General features: G+C 53.9%; 17 protein-coding genes and 1 other RNA gene. 10 read left to right on the top strand and 8 right to left on the bottom strand.

All coding sequences use genetic code 11. The features are described from left to right. Positions 1 to 236 precede the first annotated feature (236 nt). The 3 genes from V8L71_RS11825 to V8L71_RS11815 are packed head-to-tail and all read right to left on the bottom strand — an operon-like array spanning position 237 to position 2,871. Complete coding sequence (locus V8L71_RS11825; RefSeq protein WP_101145065.1) at positions 237 to 1,049, bottom strand: glycosyltransferase family 32 protein; 813 nt, start codon at positions 1,047 to 1,049, stop codon at positions 237 to 239. 31 nt (positions 1,050 to 1,080) lie between these two features. After that, entirely contained in the window at positions 1,081 to 1,836 is a 756-nt protein-coding gene (locus tag V8L71_RS11820; protein WP_101145064.1) for a glycosyltransferase family 2 protein, read from the bottom strand. After that, on the bottom strand, positions 1,837 to 2,871 hold the full coding sequence (locus tag V8L71_RS11815; protein WP_101145063.1) for a glycosyltransferase family 9 protein: 1,035 nt from the start codon (positions 2,869 to 2,871) through the stop codon (positions 1,837 to 1,839). A gap of 84 nt (positions 2,872 to 2,955) precedes the next feature. Here V8L71_RS11815 and V8L71_RS11810 point away from each other — a divergent pair, with 84 nt between their 5' ends. Further along, the gene (locus V8L71_RS11810) at positions 2,956 to 4,074 is read left to right on the top strand and encodes a glycosyltransferase family 4 protein (RefSeq protein ID WP_101145062.1); all 1,119 of its coding nucleotides are present in this window, start codon (positions 2,956 to 2,958) and stop codon (positions 4,072 to 4,074) included. Positions 4,075 to 4,268: 194 nt separating this feature from the next. After that, the gene (locus V8L71_RS11805; RefSeq protein ID WP_101145061.1) at positions 4,269 to 5,537 is read left to right on the top strand and encodes an O-antigen ligase family protein; all 1,269 of its coding nucleotides are present in this window, start codon (positions 4,269 to 4,271) and stop codon (positions 5,535 to 5,537) included. A gap of 35 nt (positions 5,538 to 5,572) precedes the next feature. Here the strand turns inward: V8L71_RS11805 and V8L71_RS11800 are convergent, their stop codons facing one another. Continuing rightward, positions 5,573 to 6,280, bottom strand: coding sequence for a 3-deoxy-D-manno-octulosonic acid kinase (locus tag V8L71_RS11800; protein WP_101145060.1), 708 nt, complete (start codon positions 6,278 to 6,280; stop codon positions 5,573 to 5,575). On the opposite strand from V8L71_RS11800, the gene V8L71_RS11795 reads away from it, so the two are divergent. From V8L71_RS11795 to waaA, 3 genes are read left to right on the top strand one after another with little or no spacing between them, the layout of a single operon-like run. Further along, positions 6,279 to 7,376 carry a glycosyltransferase family 9 protein gene (locus V8L71_RS11795; protein WP_101145059.1) on the top strand — a complete coding sequence of 366 codons (1,098 nt, stop codon included), beginning with the start codon at positions 6,279 to 6,281 and terminating at the stop codon, positions 7,374 to 7,376. The genes V8L71_RS11800 and V8L71_RS11795 overlap by 2 nt on opposite strands. Beyond that, on the top strand, positions 7,366 to 8,796 hold the full coding sequence (gene hldE / locus V8L71_RS11790) for a bifunctional D-glycero-beta-D-manno-heptose-7-phosphate kinase/D-glycero-beta-D-manno-heptose 1-phosphate adenylyltransferase HldE (protein ID WP_101145058.1): 1,431 nt from the start codon (positions 7,366 to 7,368) through the stop codon (positions 8,794 to 8,796). Before V8L71_RS11795 ends, hldE begins: the two co-directional genes overlap by 11 nt. Continuing rightward, a complete protein-coding gene (gene waaA / locus V8L71_RS11785) occupies positions 8,796 to 10,106 on the top strand; it encodes a lipid IV(A) 3-deoxy-D-manno-octulosonic acid transferase (RefSeq protein WP_336274228.1) in 1,311 nt (436 codons plus the stop codon). The genes hldE and waaA overlap by 1 nt, the downstream gene beginning before the upstream one ends. 10 nt (positions 10,107 to 10,116) lie before the next feature. Here waaA and rpiA read toward each other — a convergent pair whose 3' ends face one another. Continuing rightward, positions 10,117 to 10,788 carry a ribose-5-phosphate isomerase RpiA gene (rpiA, locus tag V8L71_RS11780; protein WP_336274227.1) on the bottom strand — a complete coding sequence of 224 codons (672 nt, stop codon included), beginning with the start codon at positions 10,786 to 10,788 and terminating at the stop codon, positions 10,117 to 10,119. Between the two features lie 141 nt (positions 10,789 to 10,929). On the opposite strand from rpiA, the gene ilvA reads away from it, so the two are divergent. After that, positions 10,930 to 12,444, top strand: a complete 1,515-nt coding sequence (gene ilvA / locus V8L71_RS11775) for a threonine ammonia-lyase, biosynthetic (protein ID WP_101145055.1) — start codon at positions 10,930 to 10,932, stop codon at positions 12,442 to 12,444. A 445-nt stretch (positions 12,445 to 12,889) separates the two neighbouring features. On the opposite strand, the gene V8L71_RS11770 is transcribed toward ilvA, so the two are convergent. From V8L71_RS11770 to V8L71_RS11760, 3 genes are all read right to left on the bottom strand, one after another. Then, positions 12,890 to 13,504, bottom strand: coding sequence for a 5-formyltetrahydrofolate cyclo-ligase (locus V8L71_RS11770; protein ID WP_336274226.1), 615 nt, complete (start codon positions 13,502 to 13,504; stop codon positions 12,890 to 12,892). Between the two features lie 22 nt (positions 13,505 to 13,526). After that, a non-coding RNA gene (gene ssrS / locus V8L71_RS11765) (6S RNA) lies at positions 13,527 to 13,709 on the bottom strand. A gap of 107 nt (positions 13,710 to 13,816) precedes the next feature. Next, complete coding sequence (locus tag V8L71_RS11760) at positions 13,817 to 14,116, bottom strand: cell division protein ZapA (RefSeq protein ID WP_101145053.1); 300 nt, start codon at positions 14,114 to 14,116, stop codon at positions 13,817 to 13,819. 170 nt (positions 14,117 to 14,286) lie between these two features. Between V8L71_RS11760 and V8L71_RS11755 the strand changes: the two genes are divergently transcribed. The 4 genes from V8L71_RS11755 to V8L71_RS11740 all read left to right on the top strand — a co-directional run bounded on the left by V8L71_RS11755 (position 14,287) and on the right by V8L71_RS11740 (position 18,912). Further along, positions 14,287 to 14,865: a UPF0149 family protein gene (locus V8L71_RS11755; protein WP_101145052.1), complete on the top strand. Its 579-nt coding sequence runs from the start codon at positions 14,287 to 14,289 to the stop codon at positions 14,863 to 14,865. A 35-nt stretch (positions 14,866 to 14,900) separates the two neighbouring features. Then, a complete protein-coding gene (pepP, locus tag V8L71_RS11750; protein ID WP_336274272.1) occupies positions 14,901 to 16,241 on the top strand; it encodes a Xaa-Pro aminopeptidase in 1,341 nt (446 codons plus the stop codon). A 93-nt stretch (positions 16,242 to 16,334) separates the two neighbouring features. After that, a complete protein-coding gene (ubiH, locus tag V8L71_RS11745) occupies positions 16,335 to 17,576 on the top strand; it encodes a 2-octaprenyl-6-methoxyphenyl hydroxylase (protein WP_336274225.1) in 1,242 nt (413 codons plus the stop codon). Between the two features lie 52 nt (positions 17,577 to 17,628). Next, positions 17,629 to 18,912, top strand: coding sequence for a UbiH/UbiF/VisC/COQ6 family ubiquinone biosynthesis hydroxylase (locus V8L71_RS11740; protein ID WP_336274224.1), 1,284 nt, complete (start codon positions 17,629 to 17,631; stop codon positions 18,910 to 18,912). Positions 18,913 to 18,918: the final 6 nt, after the last annotated feature.

Here is an 18,918-nt window from a genome sequence, read left to right as displayed (position 1 = left end):
ACTTTTTATTTTTATAAGAGCGAATATAACTGTTTTTTATCAAAAGCTAAATTTTATTAGCTAGGGATCCTAAAATTTTCTCTGAAATTATTATTAATGATATTAGAGAAAATCCATATTTAAAAAAATTATCAATTAAGATAAAGATGGCATGCAAATATGTAATACAGAAGTAATTCGTAGGTTAGGTTAATGTAGATAAAAGCAGGAAGTTTTTCTGACAAAACTCAACGTGTTTATGATTTGGTGTTGTCCGTGCTTTCTGGGCGTATGACTCGTATATTGCGCTGTTCCTTATTCCATTTGCCTTGTGGTTTATCAATATACTGGAAGTGCTCATTGGTAAAATTACCCTGGTTCACTGCATAACGATAGGAAACGGTCGGTACTTGCTCACTATCCAAAAGCATATTAAATACGCCTGGGCCTGTTATGTGAAACACATTTGTCAAAGTATTCTCTTTAATATTCTTTACTATTTGCTCAACTAAATTAGCAATATTGGGGTTGTTAGGAGCACTTGCAATAAAGTAGTTGCTAAATTCACCTTGACGTGTGCTAACATAGAGTTCTTTATTTTCTGAACCAATTACTTGAGAGAGTGGCCAGATTTGGTGTGCATCGATATCCAGGTAAACACCGCCAAACTTATGAAGCACCAATAGTCGCCACAAATCAGCTTGGGCTGCACCAATCTGTAAACGATTATAGTGAGGCAGCACATCAGGGTAATATTTATTAATAAATTCACGTCGCGCTTCAGTACTCATGAAGCGATACTCAAAGTGTGGAGCCATCATACGGTTGAACAGGTAATTGAGATAGATAGGTAGAGTTACTTTATTGGTGAAATTAGTTTGCCAAATAATGCGCGATATACTCTTTGTTTTATTATTTTTAAACAGCGGGTTAGCATGTTCTGGCAGAGTAAAGCGTGTTTTTGGGAAAAGCCAATAAAAAGGATAGTTTAACATTTTTAAAGTGTTTGCGAAAAGTTTTATTAATCGGCTTGTAGCTAAAATTAGTAATTTTTTAAAAAGGTTCTTCATGGTTTTTTACCGGTTTTGGTATGAAGTTGTATTATTTGCTGGTGGTTTTTTTATACAATTCATTAAGCTTTGCATACTTCATATAAGCATGGAAGGCGGTGGTAATTGCTACTAAAAAGCCATCTGCTCCTTGGAAAAGCCCCCCTTTGAAAATCAGCTTTCTTATGAACGCATTAGCGCTGTGAAGTATAGGATTGAAGAAAAATGGCTTCTTTCCACTTTCTTTCATTGCCCAAGCATCCCTAGTTGATAATACATTGATGCGAGAAACCCAATCTGATAAGTCTCTATAGGTTAAGTGTTCTATATGTGTTTTTGTTTGGCAAATGGATGGGGCTTTTACAGACGAGTGTGCTTTTTTATTGAGATAGCCTGAAGTCGTTCTGTTATATAGCCTTACAACACTGTCTGGGTAAAAACCGGCAGCTTTTATCCAGTGCTCACCAACATAATTTTTACGGTGAAAACAGTAAGCTATTTGAGGGTCACCCAGTTCTAATGTTTTGATAATACTTACAGCATCTTCACTTAAACGCTCATCAGCATCTAAAGAAAGAATCCAATCATTTTTTGCATACGGCACGCCAAAAGCTTTCTGTGGCCCATCACCCAGATAGTTTTGGGTGTAGATTTTTGCTCCATAGGCTTCGGCTATTTCAACAGTTTTATCATCGCTACCTGAGTCTACTACAATAAGTTCATCACATACTTTGCTAAGTGAAATTAAACATTCGCTTATGTTATAGGCTTCGTTTAAAGTGATGACAATTCCGGTAATTGGCTTCATTTATATTCCTGCGCTTATTAAAGCTTTCACTATTCCTTGGGCCGCTGCATCAATATCAATCGCGCGCATATCCTGCTGGTCAGCACCCACGGGGGGACTAAACGCGAGACGTTTCTCCGCGCTGTTACAAGTTTCCCAGCGCAGTGGCGTCGCGGAGCGCTTGGCAGGGTAAAAACCGGCTGTCGCAAGATTGAGGCAGCCAGCGATATGTAATGGCCCCGTCGAACCTGCAATCAGCATATCCGCACCTCCTAATTGTAGGGCAAAGGCGTCCAAACCTGTTGTGGCAGGAAAGTGATCTGCCGTTATTCCGTTGTCGGCCAGCTGGTCAATCAATGTTTGAGCCTCTGGCTGTTCGCTCGGTCCGGCGCTTATCAACCAGCGAAGAGGCAGGTTAAGGCACTGCTGATTGATCTGAGTAATGAGGGTCGCATATTGCGAAATTAACAGGTTGACGGCTGAGCCGCCACTGCCTGGGTGAACTACCACCACATACTCTGACGACTCGCGGATAAGCGTTTGTCGTTGAGTATGGTACTGAGCGTCACTCAGCGGCCAAAAAGGCGGCGAGGGCAGGGTTGGAAGCTTCAGCGATAAATGTGCCAGTAACTCGCAGGCCAAATCGATATTGTACTGGTACTCCGGCTTAGCAGATAGTGAGCGACGCTGGCGCACCCGAACATTATAGAATACCTGACCCCACTTAGTGGCGGGGGCTACGCGCAATGGAATGCCCGCTCGAACACCTAACCAGCCAATACGCGGTGTTGAGAAAAGTGTCAATAGCGCATCAAACTTCGCTTGTTTCATGTGGTGAAGTAGTGCCTGCTGCGCTGCTTTATTCGCTTTGCTGCCTGGGTCAACAATAACATCGTCCACCCAAGGACACACCTTGGCCAGCGGAGCCGTATAGGAGGGAACTAAAACGGTAATGTGGAGGGCAGGCGAGGCCTTTTTTAAACACGCTAGGGCTGGCCAAGCCAGCATAAAATCGCCGATTTTGTCGTTACGCACGACAAGCAGTTTCCGCGTCATGATTTAGGCCCCATTAATAGCAGCCTGTATAATACAAGAGATTGCATTGATTGTTTAACGGTGTGCGGCTGAGTAGAGAAAGCTATGAAAAATAAGGTACTGCAACTGTGTCTTTCTGATGGTAAAGGCGGAATGGAACTATATGTAGACCGTGTAATGGAAGACCTGCAGGCAGAGGGGTGGGATGTCATCGGTATCTGTTTGAAAGGCACAAAGGTGGAAGCCTATATGCAGCGCAATGGCGTGCCTTACAAAGCTTTTGCCAGCAATGGTCAGGCTCTGGCCAATATCTTCTCGCTAAGGCGTTGGCTGGTGGAAAAGGAGGTCACCGTTATTCATTGTCATAAATCGAGTGATTTGCGCTTGACTACGCTGTTAAAAGCGCTACTGCCAAAATTAAATATCTTTTATACTGATCATGTGGGCGGGCAGCGACCTAAAAAGAGCCTTTACCACCGAATTGCTTACGGTAGCGTGGCCCGCGTGTTCTCCATTAGTCAGGCAACGCATCAGCGCAATATTTGCAATTTACCTGTCCCGCGTGAGCGGGTGGTCTGCTTACCTCATGGGGTGGATATTGTTAAGTACCGACCCTGTCATGATTTTGCTGCCATTCGTGCCAAGCGAAAGGCCTTGGGCGTACTGACTGATGCAGTGCTGATTGGGCTACCCGGACGTGTTACCCCAGGCAAAGGGCAAGATGTATGGGTGAATGCGCTGCTTAAGCTAGACCCCATGTTAAACTTTTATGCGCTCTCCATAGGAGGTACTGACCATGCCACAGGTGGCGTTGAATCGTTTTATGCTCAGTTAGAGCAAGCCGTTGCGGGCACCTTCTTAGCCGATAAAATCACCTTTTTAGGGCACCGCAACGATCTAACTGAAATCTTGCCGGTCTTGGATATGGTGTGTATTCCGTCGAAAAATGAAGCGTTTGGCCTTACCATTATTGAGTCGATGGCCTGCGGAATGCCAATCATTGGTTCAAATACGGGGTCGCTGCCGGAGTTGGTAGATGCGGATTCAGGCGTGCTAGTGGGGGCATTTGATGTACACGCGTGGCATGATGCCATGGATATCATGATTCGTGATGCTGCCAAACGTCAAGTAATGGGAGATGCTGCTCGACTTCGAGTTGAGCAGCACTTCAGCAACAAGCAGCATGTAAAACGTTTAATTGAGTATTATGCTGCTCCAGCATAGCTTACATTACATATAGGGGGATCTTGATGGCGTAAATCGGGCCGGGAAATGCTCTGACCAAGAAGCCGCTTCCAATTTTTTCTGGACGCGCTTTCAGCTCGGTATCGCACGTTGGTAAGAAGCTAGCTGCTGTTCATTAGTGATTCTGTCAGAATGGCTGCCTTTCACCTTCCCGTCTCCAAACGGAAATATTTATGGTTTCATTGACATTCTCTTCCGCTTCTTCCCCGGTTTCTCTATTACGTATGTACACCTCCTTAGCTGTGCTTCTTTTAGGCGCCATTGCGCTAATTGTACCCTCCGGCTATTCAGTAGGCGCTGTTCTTTTGCTGCTTGGCACTTTTGTGCTCCCGTTCATCCGTACAAGCGTTCGTTTTGGCCGTCAAGATTGGTGGGTTATTGGTGTATTGGCTTTTTACGCACTGGTAGGGTTATTCGAAGCCTGGAGAGATGGGCAGGGACTTCGAGGCGTAGATAAACCCTTGCGGTTTTTATTGGTAATTCCTGTATTAGCGTTGATCTTGGCCCATCCACCGCGGCTGAGCTTCTTATGGGGCGGTTTGGCCCTGGGTGGGATAGCGGTCGGAAGCTGGGGGGCTTGGCAAAAGCTGTTTTCCGGTGTGGATAGGGCTGGCGGATATACCCATGTTATCCAGTTTGGCAACATCAGCATGCTGACAGGCGTTCTTTGTTTGGCGGGGATGGGTTGGGCAGTTAAATGTAACAATCCCAAGCGCTGGGTATTGTTACTTGGATTGGGTGCCATAGGCGGTGTCCTAGGGTCACTATTTTCCGGCAGTCGTGGTGGGTGGGTCGGGTTACCTATTGTGCTGTGGGTGCTATATCGTGGCTATGGTCATGAATTGGCTCCTCGCGCGAAGATAGGCGCTTTAATAGTGATCGTTGTAGGGGGGTTAACTGTTTATTCGGTACCGCCGTTAGGGGTTAAACAGCGCGTTCATCAGGCAGTAGATGATATTCAGCGCTATGTTTCTGGTGAGAGTCGAACCTCGTCTGTTGGCGCTCGTTTTGAGATGTGGAAGGGAGCTTCTCAACTAATTATTGAAAAGCCCATACTTGGCTGGGGTAGCAATGGTTATCAACAAGGGATGCATGCGCTGGGGGAGGCTGGAATAATTGATGCGGGTGTTGCGCACTATGGACATGCCCATAATGATTTCATTGATGCTACGGCTAAACGCGGAATACTGGGACTTATAGCCTTAGTGTTACTTTATTTAGTGCCTATGCAATTATTTATGCGACAGCTGCGCACATCTAATCTTGTGCTTCGTTCATTAGCAGTAGCGGGTGCTTTACTGCCTGTCACTTATATCGATTTCGGTCTCTCTCAAGTATTTCTGGTTCACAACAGTGGGGTCATGATTTACACTTTTTGGCTGGTGGTGCTTTGGGGGAGTTTCCGAGCTTGCCAGCTTAAGCTAGGAAAAGATACCTCATAGCTCAGGACGAAAGTGTGGCCTAGCAAGTCTCTATATTAGCTGCGATATCCATGATAAATAGTTGGCATAAGCGGTGCTTCGGTGAACTTCTTGATGGAGCGCTCCAGCCTGTCCAGGTTACCTGCCTGCCACTTTCCTGCCGCACGCAGGCGGCAGCGATCAAAATCAATCAACCAAGGTGCGCCACTGGGGTCGATCAAAATATTGCGGGCGTTCAGGTCAACATGGTCAAGTCCCGCTTGATGAAAGCGGTAAATCATGGCACCTACACGTTTTAACAACGCTTCATCCGCCAGATCGTTGACGAGTAACTCAGCGAATGCTTTGGCGCCAGCAATGCGCACGGTAATCAACGCGGCTTCATAAGTAAGCCCATAGTGGGTAACGCAGCTCGCTACGGGGCGGGGTACCGGTAGGCCTTGCTCAAAAAGCTTGGCGGTTAAGCGCAGTTCACGAAATGCGCGGGTGCGCTCTGCGCCAGTCCATAAATAGCGTTTTGTACTTAATTTGGCCACCATGCCACCACGGCGATAAGGTCTTAGCGCCCACTGCTCGGCCGGCGTTGCCTGTACAAACAGGCTACTGCCCCGGCCAGGCGCTTCGCCCACAATTAAGCCCTGCTCACGCCAGTATTCGGCAGTGAATAGAGTAGGATCAATTTGGTGTGTGCCCGGCGCGTCACATAAACTGTCTGCATCATGTAAAATGAGCCCATTTTTCTGCCGGAGTGCCGCTAAGCGCATGAAGCCCTCTCTGCCTGTTCAGCCTAACCACATTGCCATTTTGCGCCTCTCCGCCCTCGGCGATGTGTGCAATCTCGTGCCCACGGTGCGGGCGTTGCAGCGCCAGTGGCCCGATGCGCGCATTACCTGGATTATCGGCAAGGGGGAGCACAGTCTACTGGCGGGGCTTTCCGGGGTCGAGTTCGTTGTCTATGACAAGTCGACAGGTATGGCTGGTATGCGGGCGCTTTGGCGGCAACTCGCCGATACGCGCTTCGATGTGCTGCTACATATGCAGCAGGCCATTCGCGCCAGCGTGTTGTCCCTTGGACTTAAAGCCACGGTACGCGTGGGCTATGACAAGGCACGCGCCAAAGATGCTCAGCACTGGTTCACTCAGCATCAGCTTGCGCCGCATCCCAATGCCCATGTGCTTGAGTCATTCATGGATTTCGCGCGGGTGCTCGGGGTTGAGGATAATCGCTTGGAGTGGAACCTGCCGGTCACCGACACGGCACGTAATGAAGCACTGGTCATCAGCGGAGAGGCGCCTTACTTGGTGATCAACCCTTGCAGTAATGTTCGCCTGCGCAATTTTCGCAACTGGTCCGTGGAAGGCTATGCCAGCGTCATCGAACACGCCTGGGTGCAGTACGGACTCAAAAGTGTGTTGACCGGGGGCGGCAGTGCCCTGGAGCGGGAGATCGGTGATCAAATCGAAGCGCTTTGTCAGCCGGGCAGTGTAATTAATGCCATTGGGGGAACCTCCCTAAAAGGGGTGTTGGCGCTGATTGATAACGCCCAAGCGGTGATTGCACCGGATACTGGCCCTATTCATATGGCCAATGCCATGGGCACACCGGCATTGGGGCTCTATGCATCGACCAATCCCCAGCGCGCCGCGCCCTATTTGTGGCGTGAGTTTGCGGTCAACGCCTATCCCGAGGCGGTGCGCACTTATCTGCATAAATCGGTCGAGGATGTGAGTTGGGGGCAGCGGGTACGCCACCCCAGCGCCATGATGCTAATTAAAGCTGACGACGTCATTAATAAGCTGGATACACTGTTGGCGCATGCTGCCTCTAACACCAGCGCAGGGAGCCTGCATGAAAATTGATTTAACCGCCTTGGAACACGCTCGGGTACTGGTCATTGGTGATGTGATGTTGGACCGCTACTGGCACGGCGGCACGTCGCGTATCTCGCCAGAAGCCCCTGTACCCGTGGTGCGAGTGGAAGATGTGGAAGATCGCCCGGGTGGCGCAGCTAACGTGGCATTGAACATCACTTCGCTAGGCGGCCATGCCGTATTGGCAGGCGTGGTTGGCAACGATGAAAACGCACAGCTGCTCGAAGCGAGTTTATCTGCTTCTGATGTAAGCACTCACTTCCAGCGCAGCACAGAAATACCCACTATCACCAAGCTTCGCGTGATGAGTCGCAACCAGCAGCTGCTGCGTCTGGACTTCGAGCAACGCCTCGACAGTGTCGATACCCGTGAACTACTGACCGAGGTAGAAAAGGTGCTGCCTGACTGCGATGTGGTGATCCTTTCCGATTACGGTAAAGGCACGCTGAATCAGGTGGAGAGCCTGATTGCCAAGGCACGTGCCCATGGCAAACGGGTGTTAATCGACCCGAAAGGGCAAGACTTCAGCAAGTACCGCGGGGCGAGCTTAATCACTCCCAATCTGACGGAGTTTGAAGCCGTGGTCGGCGTGTGTGCCACCGATGCGGAGCTATCCATTAGAGGCGAGGCGCTGCGTGCCGAGCTTGAGCTGGAAGCGCTATTGGTTACTCGCAGCGAAAAGGGCATGACCCTGATTCGTGAAGGGCACACGCCGCTGCACTTGCCCACCCGGGCGCAGGAAGTCTTCGATGTGACGGGGGCAGGGGATACGGTGATTGGCCTGATGGGGCTAGCGCTAGCGGCAGGGCATGCCTTCCCTGAAGCGATGATGCTAGCCAATCTGGGTGCCGGGTTGGTGGTGGCCAAGCCGGGCACGGCCACGCTCTCAATTGCCGAACTCTATACCGCATTACACGGTGATAAGCTGGCCGAATTCGGAGTGATTGAGCCTACCGTGCTGGTGGAGGCCGTGCGCGCCGCCCAACTGCGTGGTGAGCAGGTGGTCATGACCAACGGCTGCTTCGATATTCTACACGCGGGCCACGTCGCTTATTTGGAGCAAGCCAAACGGTTAGGTGATCGATTGATTGTCGCAGTAAACGATGATGCCTCCATTGGTCGCCTGAAAGGGCCTAAACGGCCAATCAACCCCCTGAACCGTCGCATGCAGGTATTGGCGGGGCTGGGCGCTGTCGACTGGGTAGTGCCGTTTAGTAACGACACCCCCCAGGCGCTGATTGAAGCGGTATTGCCGGATATTCTGGTTAAAGGTGGCGATTATCGGCCAGAAGATATTGCGGGAGGCGCGGCGGTGGTGGCCAACGGTGGCGAGGTCAGGGTGCTCGGCTTTGAAGACGGTGTTTCGACCTCGGCGATGATTAGCTCCATTATTGATCGCGAGCGCTAATGGCTTTATCTGCCTGGTCCCGCCTTGTCTACTCAGCGATACTCTATGGCTTGGCACCATTGATCGCTTGGCGTATTTGGCGTGAGCAAGTGCCCACTTACTCGCGCCTTCAGCGGCTGGGGTTGCACCTTGGGCCGCTGCCTCACGCGCCACGCATTTGGCTACATTGTGCCTCAGTGGGAGAAGTGCGCGCCGCTCGACCGCTGATCGAGAGGCTATTAGCGAGTTATTCCGCGCATAGCCTGCTGCTCACGACCATGACCGCCACCGGTGCCCAACAGGCCCAAGCGCTGATTAGTGAGCAAACCGCAGCAGATCAGGTGCGCCTCGCCCATCGTTTCCTACCGCTGGACTTTCCTGGCGCCGCGAAGCGCTTTGTACGCCATGTTCAGCCCGAACTCGCCATCCTGTTTGAAACCGAGCTGTGGCCCAACCTGATTCATGCCTGTCGCCAGCAGAGAGTGCCTGTGGCGATAGTGAATGGTCGCTTATCGCCCCGCGCTTTCAAACGCTACCAGCGCCTGCGCCCATTGATGGCCAGTATGCTTGCCGAAGTTAGCTGGCTCGCCGCCAAATCCTCGGCAGATGCCGAACGCTTTAATGCCCTCGGCTGTAACACGAAAACCACCCGCAATGTTGGCTCGCTGAAATTTGAGCTGGCCAGCCAAGACAGTAGCACTAAAGAGGGTGAGCGCTTACACCAGGAGTGGGGTGAGCGACCTACCTGGGTGGCGGGCTCGACTCGTGACGGCGAAGAAGCGCTGCTGCTGGAGGCCCACCGCCAAGTGCTTGCGCGCTACCCCGACGCGCTGTTGGTGCTGGTACCGCGTCACCCCCAGCGCTTTGATGAAGTCGCTAAACTTTGTGAAACGCAAGGGTATGCATTAAGCCGCCGCAGCCAACATCAGCCCGTCACAGCGCAAACCCAAGTCTACCTGGGAGATACGCTCGGTGAGCTGGCGATACTATATGCCGCAGGCAGTGTAGCCTTTGTAGGGGGCAGCCTGGTGCCTCTGGGCGGACATAATGTGCTTGAACCAGCGGCGTTAGGCAGGCCCGTGCTTAGCGGCTCATCAATCGAAAATTTTGCCGATGTGGCTGAGCCGCTTGAGCGCGCCGGTGCCCTAACGCTGGTCGATAGCCCTGTCGCCCTGGCAGATGCCGTGGTGGGCTGTTTTGCCAACCCTAAGCGCGCCCAACAGGCGGGGAGTGCTGGCCGCGCGGTGATTGAGACACAAAAAGGCGCACTGGCCCGAACGCTGTCTGGATTAGAAGCGCTGCTGCCCCCGATAACGCAGTGCCTTTATTGACGCATTTTGATTAACGCGCCATTCGCTCTACACCATCCGCTGTACCCAGCAGTAGAACATCGGCGCCACGTGCGGCAAACAGACCATTGGTGACCACACCAACGATGGCATTGATACGCGCTTCCATGACCAACGGGTCTGCGATCATAAATTCATAGCAATCAATAATTTGATTACCGTTATCGGTGACTACCCCTTGGCGATAAACCGGATCAGCTCCCAATGCGACGAGTTCGCGAGCGACGTACGAGCGTGCCATCGGTATGACTTCTACGGGTAGCGGAAAGCTGCCTAGTTGAGGCACGTACTTTGAGCCATCAGCAATGCAGATAAAACGCTCGGCGCAGGCCGCCACGATTTTTTCGCGGGTGAGCGCTGCGCCACCGCCTTTGATCATATGTAAGTTAGCATTTACTTCGTCTGCACCATCGATATAAAAAGGGACAGTGCCAACGCTGTTGAGCTCAAATACGTCAATGCCCAAGGCTTCAAGGCGCTTGGCGCTCGCTTCTGAACTGGCCACCGCGCCTTTAAAAAGATGGCGCAGCGGCCCAAGGCGATCAATAAACAGATTGGCCGTTGAGCCAGTACCAATACCTAAGATGGTATCCTTTTCCAGCTTAGGTTTAATTTCTGCAATGGCTGCATCCGCCACGGCGGCCTTCAGTTCATCCTGGTTCATAAAGAGTAAGCCTAGTGAGTCAGTCTAGTGTGAGTCAGTAAAGAGTTAATGGCGCTAGTATAGCGACCTAGACGCGACTAGGCGTAATCTGCTACCAATAAAAGCTTTTGTCCGTTCACGTTCTTCCCTTGGGATACCCGCATGCTCGAAGCAACCGTCAAAAAGATCCTCCAGGCCCGCGTTTATGAAGCCGCTTGTGAGACCCCGATTACCCCTGCACCCTTTTTGTCGCGTCGTTTCAACAACCAGATTTTGATTAAGCGCGAAGATCTACAGCCGGTGTTTTCATTCAAGATCCGCGGCGCTTATAACAAAATGGCGCAGCTCACCCAGGCGCAAAAAGATAAAGGCGTGATAGCCGCCTCCGCCGGTAACCATGCCCAAGGGCTGGCTATGGCCGCCAAGTTGATGGGCGTCAAAGCCGTCATTGTGATGCCGCGGATTACCCCGGATATTAAAGTTCAGGCGGTACGCGCCCGGGGTGCCAAGGTCATCCTAAAAGGGGATGCCTTTGCGGCGGCGGCCGAGCATGCGCAAGAACTCATCAAAGAGCACGGCTATACCTATATTCCGCCCTTTGACGATATTGACGTGGTGGCTGGACAAGGCACCATTGGGGTGGAAATCTTGCGCCAGCATGCGGGGCGGCTGGATGCCATCTTCGTACCGGTGGGCGGTGGTGGATTGATTGCGGGGGTGGCGGCTTACGTCAAGTACCTGCGTCCGGATATCAAAGTGATTGGTGTCGAAGCCGAAGACAGCGCCTGCCTTAAAGCTGCATTAGAGGCGGGTGAGCGTGTGATACTCGACCAAGTAGGCGTGTTTGCCGAAGGCGTCGCGGTTGCGCAGATCGGCGAAGTGCCGTTTTCACTGATCCAAGGCCTGATTGATGGTGTTATTACTGTCAATACCGATGAAATGTGCGCGGCGGTGAAAGATATTTTTGAGGATACCCGTGCCGTGGCTGAAACCTCCGGCGCGCTCTCGCTGGCGGGGCTGAAAAAATATATCCAGCAGACCGGTGCCGAAGGCGAGACGCTGCTGTGTATCAATTCGGGGGCCAATACCAACTTTGATCGTCTGCAGCACATCGCCGAGCGCACGGAGCTAGGTGAGCAACGTGAGGCAATTCTGGCGGTAACCATTGCCGAGAAGCCCGGCAGCTTTAAAAAGTTTTGCCGTACCCTGGGCAAGCGCATGGTGACTGAGTTCAGCTACCGTTATGCCGATAGCAGTGAAGCGCATATCTATGTCGGTGTTCAGGTCAAGCCCGGTGGCGAAGATCGCCAGGCGGTGATTGATAAGCTGCGTGAAGGCGGCTACCAAGTGGAAGACCTGACCGATAACGAGTTGGCGAAGCTGCATATTCGCCATTTGAGCGGCGGTCGACCCAGCGAGCGCTTCGAAGAGGAGGTGTATCGCTTTGAGTTCCCTGAACGCCCTGGCGCATTGATGAACTTTTTGACCCAACTGCCCCACGATTGGAATATTTCGCTGTTTCATTATCGCAACCATGGTGCGGCGTATGGCCGAGTATTGGTGGGCATGCAAGTGCCTAATGGCGACCGAACCCATGTGGCAGAGTACTTAGACGCTATCGGTTACCGCTATTGGCGCGAGAGCGATAATCCGGCTTATCGGCTGTTCATGGCCTAGTGCTGGTCAGTAATGAGCAAAACGATGTGTGTAAGTGGTTGCTTACCCTAGATGCCAGAGCAGCCAGTAACATAACGTTACTAAAATGTTTGAAATAAGGCTGGAAAACATCATTCAAGCTGTTGTCAGTGGTGACCATATCGCCCTATAGTCGTGAGCGAAATTAAGCAAGTTTGCCACCCTGTTGGCGACAGTAAAGGGTGGCAGATTTCACACATTCGGTAATGACAAAGGTGTTGGAGAAGCGGCATGCGGCGTAAGAAGCCTGATATGGTAATGGCGTTGATGGTGGTGTTTGCATTAGGGGTGCTCGCGACCGGTTATGCACAGGCGTTGTCAGGTAGTTAATCTCTGACAACTGCGGCAGCTCCACTGTTAATCCGGGTAACAGATATCAGATGAGAAAGGCTGATCCTTGATGGGGTCAGCCTTTTTTGTGGGCGGCTTATTGGCGGCGGACGCCGCCTTGATCGCTGACCACGGCTTGTAAAGGCACGTCCCATGGCTCCACAGGCAGAGATGCCACCTGCTGGCAGGCATGGGCGATGCCGATCAGGGTAGGCGACGGCCCGGGGCGATGCATGAATGCCAAGCTGCGGTCGTAAAATCCGCCCCCCATGCCCATACGGTTAGCATTACCATCAAAGCCAACCAGCGGCACAATCAGCGTATCTAGCGCCCAGGCCGGTAGCCGGTTGCGCTGCTGAGCGCTAAAGCGTAAATCGGGCTCCCAAATACCAAAGCGGTTTTTTACCATTGGGGTATCGGGCCGGTAGGCGACGAACCAGAGGGTATTCGTGCTGAAAGGACGTAAAACAGGTAAATAAACCTCGACGTTACGTTTGCGCAGCCAGGGAAGCAGCGGCATCGGGTCAATTTCACCGTTGACGGGCAGGTACAGGCTTATACGCCGTGCGCGGCGGATTTCAGGTAGGGTTTTCAGGTGCTGACACAAGCGTTGGGCCGCAAGGCGCTGCTCATGATGAGAAAGGGCTTTGCGTTGGCGACGTAAAAAGCGGCGAAGTGCGCGCTTATCCTCGTCGTGATGGAGGCTTTCCATGCATAGGTTCTCTCTTGCAGGGGTGTTCTCCAGAGTGCCGCTGTCGTTCTGGCCCTGAACCTACTGGTTCAGGTGGGTGGCCGCAGCCAGACCGTCAGGCTTTCCGACGCACGGACATGCACACGGGTCTGGCTAGCATTTGGCCCCCTGGGTATTACGCATAGGCTCGAGGGACTATAACGACTGGCGCACACCCCAGAGAACCCCGCCATCCTAACAGAGCGATGGCTAATGCCAAAGGGCTGGGTTAAACGTTCGCCGAGTTTTTAGGCGGTTTGTAGCGCTTTTAAACAATGTCTAGGAAAATAATGTCTAGGGCTGGCGTGTTTTGGCCAACGCCCGTTCAAGGCGATCATTTAACCGATTCAGGTTCGCCTCACCGGCGCGGTGTTCATCCATGGCTTCAAGCAGTTCATGGGTGATATTGAGGGCCGCCATGATAGCAATTCGCTCACTACCCAGTACGCTGCTTTGGGCATTGATACCCTGCATGGCGCGATCAAGATAGCGCGCGGCGCGGTCAAGTTTGGCTTCTTCGCCCGTGTCGCAGGCAATGATATAGCCGCGCCCTAACAGGGTTATTTCTTTGGTTGGCCGCTTGGCATTACTCATCAAAGACTCCAGCACGGGCCAGCAGGGGGCCCAATGCGTTAACATCACAGCATAGGAAGATAGGTGCCAGGTGCCACTCACTATAAGAGAGGCGCTTGTGCGCGGTCAACGCGCAAGCCCTATCACCCATACTTCCAGTGCCACGAATAAATACGAGGTTATCAAATACTATGTCATTGATTGATGAGCGTCAGGACTTTTCTGACGTCGCGGATGTTTTTCTACTGCATGGCAGCATGCAATCTCCGGCTTTCTTGGATGGCCGCCTGTGTGCGCTGTTGGCGCTGCGCGATGTGAGTGCTGAGGACTGGTTGGACGAAGTCTGCCAGAGTCTTGGCGTTGAACAGCCACGCGATCAGCCAAGTGCCGAGCGGCTATTAGGCTGGCGGCGGCAAACCGTAGAGGCGCTCAGCGCCAGCGACCTGGACTATACGCCGCTGCTGCCGGATGAACTGTTCTCACTGGCCGAGCAGGCGCAGGGCCTGAAAGAGTGGACGCTAGGCTTTATCGAGGTGGTCGACGAGGTAGCTGACAGTGAATTGCGTGAGCGTTGGTCACAGGCGCTGCGCGAGGCACTGAGTGATCTGGAAGGGTTAGGCCGCATCGATACAGATATTGATGACAGCCCCGAGAACGAAAATGATCTGTTTGCGCTGACTGAGCATGCTCGTATGGCCGCCATGCTGCTGTATACCGAGCAGCACCCAGGTATGCCGCAAGTAGAGCAAACCGACGCCCCCGTTCATTAATCACTTAGCCTGGAGCCTTTATGTTGTCAGAGACCGTGCTGCCCGAGATGTTACCTCGCCCCCCCGCCATTAGCGTAGCGGAGTATCGCCAGCGCCGTGATGCCTTGATGGCGCAGCTACCGGATAACGCCGCGGTAGTGCTTCCCGGCGCTGGGCTGATGACCCGCTCACGGGACAGTGAATTCGCCTTCCGTCAGAACAGTGATTTTTACTACCTGACCGGCATTCGCGAACCGGACGCGCTGCTGGTGCTGCTGCCGGGGCGAGCAGAAGGCGAAAGCGCGGTGTTCTGCCAGGACCGAGACCCCACCATGGAAGCGTGGACAGGGCGTCGGCTGGGAGCTGCTGGTGTGGTGGCCGAGCATGAGATTGACCAGGCATTCGAAAATGCGGATCGCGACGAGCAGTTGGTTGAGCTGCTGACGGGGCGCGAATTGCTCTATCTGCCGTTGGACAGTGGCGAGGCAGTCGCCGTGGCTGAAGAGGCCCTGCACAGTGCTCAGGCAGGGCTTAGGCGCGGGCGGCCAGCATTGAAGGGCTGGCTGGACATTAGTCCGTTGATCCACGCCATGCGGCTGATCAAGAGTGATGCCGAGATTGCCCTGCTCAAACATGCGGCGATGATATCCGCAGGGGCTCATCGACGTGCCATGCAGGTATGTCGCCCTGGGCTCAGTGAGTTTCAGCTCCAGGCCGAATTAGAGCATGAGTTTGTCTGGCAGGGCGCCAGTGGCCCGGCTTACAGCACGATTGTCGGCAGCGGTGCCAACGCCTGTGTCCTGCACTATATTGAAAATAGCGCGCCGCTGTGTGATGACGGTCTGGTATTGATCGATGCGGGCGCCGAATTTGAGCTGTACGCTGGCGATATCACCCGTACGTTTCCGGCCACAGGGCGGTTCAGCGCTGTGCAGCGGGCGCTGTATCAGGTTGTACTCGACGCCCAGGTGCGCGCCGTTAGCGCTGTCCAGCCGGGTGCCACGCTGGCGGATATTCATCAGGGCGTGGTGCATGACTTAACCGCTGGCCTGATTGAGCTTGGTCTGCTGGAAGGTGACGTTCAGGCGCGCATTGATGATGAGAGCTATCGACGCTTTTATCTGCATTCGACGTCACACTGGTTGGGGCTGGACGTACACGATGTTGGTACCTATCGCCTGGACGAGCAAACGCCGCGCCCTCTTGCCCCTGGCATGGTACTCACAGTAGAGCCCGGCCTCTATATTCCCAGCGACGACGATATTCCTGATGCCTATCACGGTATTGGTATTCGTATTGAAGACAATGTGGTCGTGACGAAGGATGGGCATGCTGTGCTGACGGCGGACGTGCCCAAACAGGTAGCGGATATTGAGGCCTTAATGGCTAAAAAATAACCAGTTTTTAGAGCGCTAATTTGGCGTTATGTAAATTACGTTACGAATTATTAGTTGCCTCTAGAGTGCGGCGGTATGGCGAGGGAGAAACCGATGCAACGGGCTAAACAGACGACTGATCATGAAACTGCTCCAGCGCTGACCCATGACATTGTAATTGTGGGCGGTGGGTTGGTGGGGGCGAGCTTGGGCTGTGCTCTTGCGCCGCTGATTGAGCGCTACGGCTGGCGGGTGGCCGTGATTGAATCGGCACCGTTAACGGCGCAGTCACTGGAAAGCGCATGGCAACCTAGCTTTGATGCACGGGCAAGCGCGATTGCCGAAGGCTCTGCCCAACGCTTCGAGCAGTTGGGTGTGTGGGAGGCGATGCGTCATGAGGCGACACCGATTAAGCGCATTCATATTAGTGAGCGTGGCCGCCTGGGAGCGACACGGCTGAGTGCTGACGAGCTGGGCGTCCCTGCGCTGGGCCACGTGATTCCCAACGCCTGGATGGGGCGTGTACTGCATCGGCGTCTAGCCGAGCTGCCGCTGGAGTGGCACTGCCCCGCGAAGGTGGAGCAGCTGACCCCCGTAGCGGGCGGGCATCATCTCAAGCTCTCGGATGGTAGCCAGCTTACTGCTGGCTTGACGGTATTGGCGGATGGGGGGCGGTCTGGGCTTAAAGAGCAATTGGGTATTGGCAGCCGCCGAGAACCTTACCAGCAGACAGCTTTGATCGCGCATGTGGGCGTCAGCCAACCTCACGAGGGGGTCGCTTACGAGCGCTTTACCACCCAAGGGCCAATGGCCCTGCTGCCACTGCCGGGTCAAGCCATGGAGTTGATATGGACGCATCCTAGCGGTAGCGAAAATGCGCGTATGGCACTGCCGGAGCGTGAATTTCTGCTTCAGTTACAGCAGGCGTTTGGTGATCGAGTGGGCCGGTTTACGCAGCTGGGTGCCCGACATGCTTATCCGCTCTCACTGGTAACCGCCGAGGAACCGGTACGGCCGGGGCTGGCGGTATTGGGCAACGCCGCCCACGCCCTGCATCCGGTTGCTGGGCAAGGGTTTAACCTGGCGCTGCGCGGGGTGATGGATCTGGTCGATGCCTTGGAGCAGGGGGAGCTGGCGAAGCGACCGCTGGGGGATATGGTCACACTGCAGGCCTTCGAGAAGCAGCGTTCACGGGATCGCGCCAACGTGATTCGCTTTAGCGACGGCCTGGTCAGGCTGTTCGGGCTCTCCTTTCCGCTGTTGCCCCATGCCCGTGCGGCGGGCTTGATTGGCCTGAACCTGGTGGGGCCGTTAAGGCGAGGACTGGCCAGACGTGCCATGGGCCTGGAACGCTAGGCTATCTACAATCAATAGCTGCGCTCGCTGGCGCTAGTTAAAAAGGATTTCTATGCAGACTGACTCATCTACTGCAAAGCCGCCGGTTGAGCACTTTGAGGCCATCATTGTCGGCGGCGGCATGGTCGGTACCGCGCTCTGTGCGTTGTTGGCACAAGCGGGGATGAAAGTTGCGTTGGTCGAGGCAAGGCCTGCGCCCATAAGTCTGGATAAGGCCACTGGCCCGCTACCTGCTCCGCGCGTTAGCGCATTAACGCCGGTTTCCCAGCGCTTGCTAGCGCATGTGGGCGCTTGGCCCGCCATGCAGGCAACCCGAGTAACGCCCTACCGCGGCATGCAGGTGTGGGATGCCGAAGGCAGTGGCGAAATCGCTTTTTCCGCTGATGAGGCGGGCGTGGCGGTGCTTGGTCATATCGTTGAGAACACGGTCACGCTGGCCGCACTCAATCGTAAAGTGCTAGACCACCCCAACGTCACGACGTTTTTTGGTGCTAGCCCGCAAGCGCTGCAGCGTGCCAATAGCCATGCTGCCAATGGCAACCGTGCTAGCGGGGACTGGCTCATACTTGACGATGGGCGCCAGCTACACGCGCCGTTAATCGTTGCCGCCGATGGCGCCCACTCGATGCTGCGTGAGATGGCGGGTATTGAGGTAGCCAGCGACGATATGCAACAGCACGCTGTCGTGACCACGGTGCAGTGCGCCAAGCCCCATGGCGGCACGGCGCGGCAAGCGTTTATCGATGGCCGGCCGCTGGCATTTCTGCCATTAACCGTGGAAGGCAATGAGCATTACTGCTCTATCGTCTGGTCAACCACCCCAGAGCACGCCGATGAATTGAGCGCGCTGTCTCGTGGCGCACTGGGGGAGGCGCTTGGGGAAGCGTTTGGTCATCGTCTAGGAGGCGTTACTGCCTGCGACAAGGCCCACCGTTTTCCGTTAGTGCAGCGCCATGCCCGGCACTATGTGCAGCCGCATTTTGCGCTGGTCGGCGATGCGGCCCACAGTATTCATCCGCTGGCAGGCCAGGGGGCGAATCTGGGGCTGATGGATGCGGCGGTACTGGCCGAAGAGGTGGTACACGCTTGGCAGCGTGGCGCTCCTTGGGGAGAACTGAGTACGCTAAGGCGCTATGAGCGGCGTCGGCGCTTTGATAACAGCGCCATGCTGGGGTTGATGAAGGGCTTTAAAGTACTGTTTGGCAGTCACGATCCAGCATTGACGATGATGCGCAACCTGGGCATGAGCGGTATGAACCAGTTGGTGCCACTGAAGCGAGTGTTGATGCGGCAGGCGACCGGAGAGCGCGGCCGCCTGCCGCTTACTTGCCGTTAAATCAGG

Source organism: Vreelandella indica (genome assembly GCF_037070225.1).
GTDB lineage: Bacteria > Pseudomonadota > Gammaproteobacteria > Pseudomonadales > Halomonadaceae > Vreelandella > Vreelandella arctica.
This window is presented reverse-complemented; position numbering and strand designations above follow the sequence as displayed.

Bases quoted from the DNA above. Each gene is read 5' to 3' on its own strand.
- V8L71_RS11805 (WP_101145061.1), top strand. From the start codon at position 4,269: ATGGTTTCATTGACATTCTCTTCCGCTTCTTCCCCGGTTTCTCTATTA.
- V8L71_RS11755 (WP_101145052.1), top strand. From the start codon at position 14,287: ATGTCATTGATTGATGAGCGTCAGGACTTTTCTGACGTCGCGGATGTT.
- ubiH (WP_336274225.1), top strand. From the start codon at position 16,335: ATGCAACGGGCTAAACAGACGACTGATCATGAAACTGCTCCAGCGCTG.
- V8L71_RS11740 (WP_336274224.1), top strand. From the start codon at position 17,629: ATGCAGACTGACTCATCTACTGCAAAGCCGCCGGTTGAGCACTTTGAG.
- V8L71_RS11815 (WP_101145063.1), bottom strand. From the start codon at position 2,871: ATGACGCGGAAACTGCTTGTCGTGCGTAACGACAAAATCGGCGATTTT.
- hldE (WP_101145058.1), top strand. From the start codon at position 7,366: ATGAAAATTGATTTAACCGCCTTGGAACACGCTCGGGTACTGGTCATT.
- V8L71_RS11825 (WP_101145065.1), bottom strand. From the start codon at position 1,049: ATGAAGAACCTTTTTAAAAAATTACTAATTTTAGCTACAAGCCGATTA.
- V8L71_RS11800 (WP_101145060.1), bottom strand. From the start codon at position 6,280: ATGCGCTTAGCGGCACTCCGGCAGAAAAATGGGCTCATTTTACATGAT.
- V8L71_RS11820 (WP_101145064.1), bottom strand. From the start codon at position 1,836: ATGAAGCCAATTACCGGAATTGTCATCACTTTAAACGAAGCCTATAAC.
- V8L71_RS11810 (WP_101145062.1), top strand. From the start codon at position 2,956: ATGAAAAATAAGGTACTGCAACTGTGTCTTTCTGATGGTAAAGGCGGA.
- V8L71_RS11795 (WP_101145059.1), top strand. From the start codon at position 6,279: ATGAAGCCCTCTCTGCCTGTTCAGCCTAACCACATTGCCATTTTGCGC.
- V8L71_RS11770 (WP_336274226.1), bottom strand. From the start codon at position 13,504: ATGGAAAGCCTCCATCACGACGAGGATAAGCGCGCACTTCGCCGCTTT.
- ilvA (WP_101145055.1), top strand. From the start codon at position 10,930: ATGCTCGAAGCAACCGTCAAAAAGATCCTCCAGGCCCGCGTTTATGAA.
- rpiA (WP_336274227.1), bottom strand. From the start codon at position 10,788: ATGAACCAGGATGAACTGAAGGCCGCCGTGGCGGATGCAGCCATTGCA.
- waaA (WP_336274228.1), top strand. From the start codon at position 8,796: ATGGCTTTATCTGCCTGGTCCCGCCTTGTCTACTCAGCGATACTCTAT.
- V8L71_RS11760 (WP_101145053.1), bottom strand. From the start codon at position 14,116: ATGAGTAATGCCAAGCGGCCAACCAAAGAAATAACCCTGTTAGGGCGC.